Raw genomic sequence first — 7,616 nt, 5'->3', positions numbered from 1 at the left:
CTCGGCATTTTTTTGTGACTTTTTTGCCACTTCTCAATCAATCGTAGCGATCGCCTTTTTGTATGCTCAGTTAAGCAAATTCATACATAGCAAGCTTTTTGCGCTTTTCTATCCGTCGAACTCACGTCTGATTAACGTGGTTTCAGGAAAATACCAATTCCATTATGAACACGAGCAGCAGTACTAGGTGATCGGTCAAGTAGTTGCCCTCCTAAATAAAGGCTGGTAGAACTACCGCCGTCCAGATTTAAGGCATCCACACATCCCATCTGTTGCATTAATTGGGCATGTTCTGCCAATGTAGGGCCATAACCGCCAGCACGATTATGGACGGCAGCAATCATCAGTGTGCCTGTTGCAGTTGTACAAATACCGCTACGAATAGCCTTTTCTGCAATAAAGGCATTGCTGAATTTTTCAGCTTTGGCATCAAGGACAATTTGACGATTTTGGATTAATAGCGGCCCGGCTCCGATAATGTGGGGATAACGACTAAAATCAGTGGGAGTAGTACTGCTAGAAATACGTACTGCGCTTCCAATCGGTAACTGTGACACAGCGCTAGCAGCGTTAGCGCGTAAAGTTAGTAGGTAGCCATCCTGGGGAATGGGAACGGCCGTCCCACCAACTTTGCCGCCTGGTAGCTGCTGAGTAATTTGGTCTTTTTGTACCACTAGGATAATTTCGTTATCCGTTAAGGGTGTGTAAGTTGCTCCCCAAACTGGGGTGTAACGGGCAATGCCACTCTGGACGTAGCCACTATTAAGAAACAAAATTGGTAAGCGCTGGTCATTTGCCGTAATTAAAGTTTCTTCTAAGGTGAGACGACCAAAGTAAAATTGACCTGAATCATTCCAAGCGATCGCACCCCGGTTAAGAATGGGGCCTGATAACCACTGACTATCCCGACGAATCGCACCCAATGGCAATCTGTTATTGCGGTTAAAATAACCACCGTTAATTCCAGCTACTGCTAAGTAACGTTGTGCTGTTTGAATTAAGGGAGCAGTACCCCCAAGCCCATCAGGACTAGCCCACATAGGTTTCAAGGTTAGCCCAAATTTACGGGGATTAACTTCTAACCAAACCACCGGAAAGCGTTCTGTGCCTAAGTTGACATAATGCTGTCGCCACCGTAATCCTGGGGCCCAAGTAATATCTCGTTCTTCTAGAGGATCGGGTCGAATATCGATAATCAGGCGATTGGGGTTAGCGCTAGTCTTAACTTGAGGCGATAGACCAAAGGGGACGCTCAGACTAATAATCGTTTGGTTTTTCACCACCTGCACTTGTCGGATAAGTGGTTCAGGGGGTGGTGGTATTGGTTGTGTTGGTGTAACTGGTAATAATTGTTTGAGCAGGTTTGGCAGCAATGTTGGTGCTGGTGGCTGGGGAGTATAGCGTTCTATCAAAACGGGATCGGCTATTCCATCCAGGGTAATTGTCCATTCTCGATTTGGCGGTGTAGTGGGTTTTTGGGTTGGCGTATCTGGATCGGAAGATGGAGTTTGCGGTTTTGCGATCGCTGATCCTTGTGCAACTTGCCAGGGAGTCGGCCGATCTAAATTTACAAGTATGCGGGTTTGTTGCAAAGGGGCACTTGCCTCTGGAGGTTCCTGGCTCTGAACAATATTCGTAATTTGTGCTTTTGGGGTAGCAATCACCAAGGTGTTGCCATTGGTTTGGATTTGCCATCCAGATGTTTGAGCAAAATTAGTGATATCCAGATAGCGATATGCTCCTACTAGCCTGGTGGCTAAAACCAGTGGCGTTGTCACCGCCGAAAACCACTGTATTGGTTGTTTCGCTGAACTACTACTGTTTAAGAAATTTACTCCAATTAATTGCCTAAATACCCCATCACTGAGATGAGTTGTCACCTGACCAGATTTTCCCGGCCGTTGTAACCAAGTTCCTGGTAAAGTACGACCATTGAGGGAAATTTGATTCCCAGAGGATACCATCCCTGTTAAAGGAGGTGCAGGTGACTGAGAGATCAGTGATTTGCTGTTTTTTGGCAACTCTTGGGCGTTGCTAGCACCAGTAGTGGTTAAACACAGTAATGTTAAAAGTATGGGTGACACAGTAGCCCGGAAGAATCTGCGTTCGCTAATCCCTGATTGGCAAGAACTCGGCATTTTTACCATAATTTACTAGGTACTTTTGAAAACTATCACCCCAAGGTATAAACTAACTAATTATTTGAAAATATTAAAAAAACATGACTTTATTTCTTAAAAAAGATGCTAATATATATATTGGCTAGTTATCTCTTTTAAACAAAAATAAATTTTAGACGCTAAAGCAACTGCAAAGAAGTGTTTTAACTGGCACTAATTTTAACCACACTATACACGGTAGTCTTGGTTATCAAAACTGGATTAAGATAGTCAATCCTGACTGAATGTTGCTACTTCAGTGAGGTCTAGTTAATAGTAATATAGCAACTGGTAAGTAGCAAAACTCCAGACAACAACAAAAATATTTGGGAATTGTCAAATGGGTATATATTGTAATACGCTGATTTTATTGCCGGATCGGGATGAGTTTGGCTTTAAAACATAAGACAGCATTGAGTTTGGTTTCAGGCGAGCCGAAATAGGCTCTGTGGGTAGCTACCGTGCATCTGGAAAAAGGTAATTGAAAAATACTTAGCTTCAGAATATAAAAAAGAAACTGTCAGGACAATAATCATGTCTTGGCGGAGGTAAATTGTCTGACACCGCATAAATACATAAAAAATACGCAACTATTTTAACACGGGTAAACTAAGAAAGTAAAACCGAAGTTAAAATTTTTTTTCCCTAAATTTCGGTGCTTATATATTTCTCCATCGTGGAATTTAGAAATTTTTCCCGTAAGTAGTGGCAAAATTGGTAACTCAATACTTCAGGAACAGGGTATGAATAATCAACCGATGAATCAAGAGCAGAAAATCACAGCAAATATCAACTCAAGAGATACCTATCAGGGGCAAAAGTGGTTAGTAGAAGAACGAGATGCCTGTGGTGTCGGTTTTATTGCTCATCGTCAAAATCATACCAGCCACGAAATTGTCGAAAAAGCCTTAGCTGCTCTAACCTGCTTAGAACATCGGGGAGGTTGTAGCGCCGATCAAGACTCTGGTGATGGGGCTGGAGTGTTGACAGCTATCCCTTGGGATTTGTTCCAACAAGACTTTGCCCAAAGAGGGAAGGAATTTTCATCCACCAATAATATAGCTGTGGGGATGATATTTCTCCCACAAGACCAGGAAGCAGCACAAAAAGCTAAAGCGGCAGTTGAGCAAGTAGCTACTGAAGAAAAATTAGTTGTACTGGGTTGGCGAGTAGTGCCAGTGCAATCTGATTTATTGGGTGTACAAGCAAGAGAAAATCAACCCCAAATTGAACAAGTTTTGTTAGCTTCTGTTGACAAAAGCGGCGATGAATTGGAACGACAATTGTATATTACCCGCCGCCGAATTAGTAAAATTGCAACGAATATCTCAGAAGAATTTTATATCTGCTCGTTGTCAAATCGCACAATTGTCTACAAAGGCATGGTGCGTTCTGCCGTATTGGGAGAATTTTATCAAGATTTAAAAAATCCAGCTTACAAAAGCGCTTTTGCTGTCTATCATCGCCGCTTTAGTACCAACACGATGCCCAAGTGGCCCCTAGCTCAACCGATGCGGCTTTTGGGTCACAACGGCGAAATTAATACCTTATTGGGTAACATCAACTGGATGATGGCACGAGAAGCTAGCCTGAATCATCCTGTATGGGGCGATCGCATCAAGGAACTCAAGCCATTAGTTCATATTGATAACAGCGACTCAGCTACCCTAGATAACGTACTGGAATTACTGGTGTGTTCTGGACGCACCCCCTTGGAAGCTTTAATGATTATGGTTCCAGAAGCTTACCAAAATCAGCCTTCTTTGCGTGAATCTCCAGAAATTGTTGATTTTTACGAATATTACAGTGGTTTGCAAGAAGCATGGGACGGGCCAGCACTTTTAGTATTCAGCGATGGCAAAAAAGTTGGTGCAACATTAGATCGGAATGGCTTAAGACCAGCTCGTTACCTAATCACCAAAGATGACTACATTGTTGTAGCTTCCGAAGCTGGTGTAGTGGACTTTCCAGAAGCCGATATTGTCGAGAAAGGTAGACTCGGCCCTGGGCAAATGATTGCTGTAGATTTAGTCAACCATGAAGTGCTGAAGAATTGGGAGATTAAGCAGCGCATTGCCAAACAGCACCCTTATGGTGAATGGCTGCAACAGTACCGTCAAGAATTAAAGTCATTAGTCGGTCATCCGTCATTAGCAAATGGCAATGGCAAAGGACAAATGACAAATGACCAAGGACAAGTGACAATTGACAAGCAAACCTTGCTTCAACTTCAAACCGCCTTTGGCTACACCACAGAAGATGTGGAAATGGTGATTCAGCAAATGGCGATCGCAGGTTCAGAGCCGACTTTCTGTATGGGGGATGATATTCCTTTAGCAGTGCTGTCAACAAAACCCCACCTGCTTTATGACTACTTCAAACAGCGCTTTGCTCAGGTGACAAACCCGGCAATTGATCCCCTGCGGGAAAAGCTAGTGATGTCTTTGAAAGTCGAATTGGGTGAACGAGGTAACTTATTAGAACCCAAAGCAGAATATGCTCGGAGATTAAAACTTGAGTCGCCAGTGTTAACGGATGGTGAATTAGAGGCGATTAAGTTGTCGGGATTTGCCACAGCTGAGTTGTCAACTCTATTTGCGATCGCCAACGGCCCTGAAGGATTGAAAGCCGCAGTCGAATCTTTACAAGCACAAGCAGCTGAATCAGTCCGAGCAGGTGCAAAGATTTTAATCTTAACCGATAAGGTAAGTGACGGTATCACCACAGAATATACTTACATCCCTCCCCTGTTAGCAGTTGGTGCTGTACATCATCACCTAATTCGGGAAGGGTTACGGATGAAAACATCCCTAATTGTTAATACTGCCCAATGCTGGAGTACTCATCACTTTGCTTGTCTGATTGGCTATGGGGCTGGTGCAGTCTGCCCGTATATGGCTTTAGATACAGTGCGTGATTGGTGCATTGATCCCAGAACCCAAAAGTTAATGGGGGTGCAAAAAATTCCCACCCTTACTGTAGAACAAGCTTTAGGAAACTATCGCAAAGCGGTAGAGTCAGGTTTGCTCAAAATTCTCTCCAAGATGGGAATTTCTCTGCTCTCCAGCTATCAAGCAGCCCAAATCTTTGAAGCTATTGGCATTGGTGGAGATTTAATCGAATTAGGATTTCGTGGTACGACTTCCCGCATTGGTGGTTTGAGTATTAGCGAACTCGCTGATGAAGTACTTTCCTTCCACGTCAAGGCTTTCCCAGAACTAACGACCAAGAAATTAGAAAACCTGGGCTTTGTACAGTATCGTCCTGGCGGCGAGTACCACATGAATAGCCCAGAAATGGTCAAGGCGCTGCATAAAGCTCTAGATGGCAAAAACTATGACCACTACGAAGTTTACAAAAAGCACCTCCAAGGTAGACCAGTAACGGCATTGCGAGACTTGCTAGATTTCCAAGGCGAACGTACTCCAATTTCTATAGAAGAAGTAGAGTCGGTAGCTGAGATTGTCAAACGCTTCTGCACTGGCGGCATGTCTTTAGGCGCTTTGTCAAGAGAAGCCCATGAAACTTTAGCGATCGCTATGAACCGCATCGGCGGTAAATCTAACTCTGGGGAAGGCGGCGAAGATCCAGTGCGCTATAAAGTTTTAGATGATGTCGACGAGTCTGGTAACTCGCCAACCCTACCTCATTTAAAAGGATTGCGGAATGGTGATAAAGCCTATAGTGCCATTAAGCAAGTTGCATCGGGACGCTTTGGTGTCACACCAGAGTACCTAGTCAACGCCAAACAAATTGAAATCAAAATTGCCCAAGGTGCCAAGCCTGGGGAAGGTGGACAACTGCCAGGGCCCAAGGTCAGCCAATACATTGCGATGTTAAGGCGTTCTAAGCCAGGTGTAACGCTGATTTCGCCACCACCACATCACGATATCTATTCTATTGAAGACCTAGCGCAACTGATTTTTGATCTGCACCAAATTAACCCCAAAGCAAAGGTGTCGGTGAAGCTAGTGTCAGAAGTTGGCATTGGCACGATCGCTGCTGGTGTAGCCAAGGCAAACGCTGATATCATCCAAATTTCTGGTCATGATGGTGGTACAGGTGCATCGCCACTAAGCTCGATTAAACATGCTGGTTCGCCGTGGGAATTGGGTTTAAGTGAAGTGCATCGGGTTTTGATGGAAAATAGCCTGCGCGATCGCGTGGTTTTACGTGTAGATGGCGGTCTGAAGAGTGGTTGGGACGTGGTAATAGGTGCATTGATGGGTGCTGAAGAATTTGGTTTCGGTTCCATCGCCATGATTGCTGAAGGCTGTATTATGGCACGGATCTGCCACACGAATAATTGCCCTGTGGGTGTTGCCTCCCAGAAAGAAGAACTCCGCAAGCGGTTTACGGGAATACCGGAACAGGTTGTCAACTTCTTTTACTTCATCGCTGAAGAAGTGCGTAGTTTGTTAGCAGGACTTGGCTACCGTTCTTTGTCAGAAATCATTGGACGTGCAGATTTGTTAAAACTGCGCCAAGAGGCAAAAATTACCAAAACACAATCACTAAATCTTGATTGTTTGCTCAAGCTACCAGATACCAGAGATAATCGTAGCTGGTTAGTGCATGAAGAAGTTCACAGCAACGGTGTGGTTTTGGATGACAAGTTGCTTGCCGATTCTGACATTAAGGCTGCCATTAGGGATCAATCTACTGTTACTAAGACTTACTCTATTGTCAATACTGACAGAACAGTGGGTACAAGATTAGCGGGAGCGATCGCTTCTCAATATGGTGACAGTGATTTTGAAGGACAAATTAATCTCAACTTCATAGGTAGTGTTGGACAAAGCTTTGGTGCTTTTAACCTCCCCGGTATAAGTTTGTCCTTAGAAGGAGAAGCAAACGACTACGTAGGTAAAGGGATGCATGGTGGTGAAATCATCATCAAGCCTCCAACTGATGCTACCTATAACGCATCACAAAATGTCATAGTTGGTAATACGTGCCTCTATGGTGCTACTGGTGGCGTTTTATTTGCCAACGGTTTAGCTGGAGAGCGCTTTGCGGTGAGAAACTCCAAAGGCATCGCAGTGATTGAAGGCGCTGGGGATCACTGCTGTGAATACATGACTGGTGGTGTAATTGTCGTCCTCGGCAAAGTAGGACGCAACGTTGCTGCTGGCATGACTGGTGGACTAGCATACTTCTTAGATGAAGACGACGCATTCCGTGAGTTAGTCAACCCGGAAATAGTCAAAATCCAACGGGTGATTACGGAAGTAGGTGCAAAACAACTGCAAGAGTTAATCCAAACTCATGCGGAACGCACTGGTTCACCAAAGGCGAAGAAAATTCTGCAAAACTGGCAAGAATTTTTGCCGAAGTTCTGGCAGTTGGTTCCACCTTCTGAAGCTGATAGTCCCGAAGCTAATCCTGAAAAAACAACTGAGTTTAGTTTAGTAACTAGTCATTAATAACTTCAGCGAAAATCTCTTTGGATTGCTA

General features: G+C 44.2%; 2 protein-coding genes. One reads left to right on the top strand and one right to left on the bottom strand.

The window, feature by feature from the left end; translation table 11 throughout:
• Window positions 1-131 precede the first annotated feature (131 nt).
• Window positions 132-2,138 (bottom strand): phosphodiester glycosidase family protein, encoded by a 2,007-nt coding sequence (locus tag IQ274_RS16740; protein WP_194142911.1) that lies wholly within the window; start codon window positions 2,136-2,138, stop codon window positions 132-134.
• A 764-nt stretch (window positions 2,139-2,902) separates the two neighbouring features.
• Between IQ274_RS16740 and gltB the strand changes: the two genes are divergently transcribed.
• Window positions 2,903-7,585: a glutamate synthase large subunit gene (gene gltB, locus IQ274_RS16735; protein ID WP_194142904.1), complete on the top strand. Its 4,683-nt coding sequence runs from the start codon at window positions 2,903-2,905 to the stop codon at window positions 7,583-7,585.
• Window positions 7,586-7,616 lie beyond the last annotated feature (31 nt).

Origin of the sequence: Nostoc sp. LEGE 12447, assembly GCF_015206985.1 — a bacterium.
Taxonomy (GTDB): domain Bacteria; phylum Cyanobacteriota; class Cyanobacteriia; order Cyanobacteriales; family Nostocaceae; genus Nostoc.
The sequence above is the reverse complement of the archived record's forward strand: the minus strand, read 5'-3'. Positions and strand labels throughout refer to the sequence as shown.

Bases quoted from the DNA above. Each gene is read 5' to 3' on its own strand.
- gltB (WP_194142904.1), top strand. From the start codon at position 2,903: ATGAATAATCAACCGATGAATCAAGAGCAGAAAATCACAGCAAATATC.
- IQ274_RS16740 (WP_194142911.1), bottom strand. From the start codon at position 2,138: ATGCCGAGTTCTTGCCAATCAGGGATTAGCGAACGCAGATTCTTCCGG.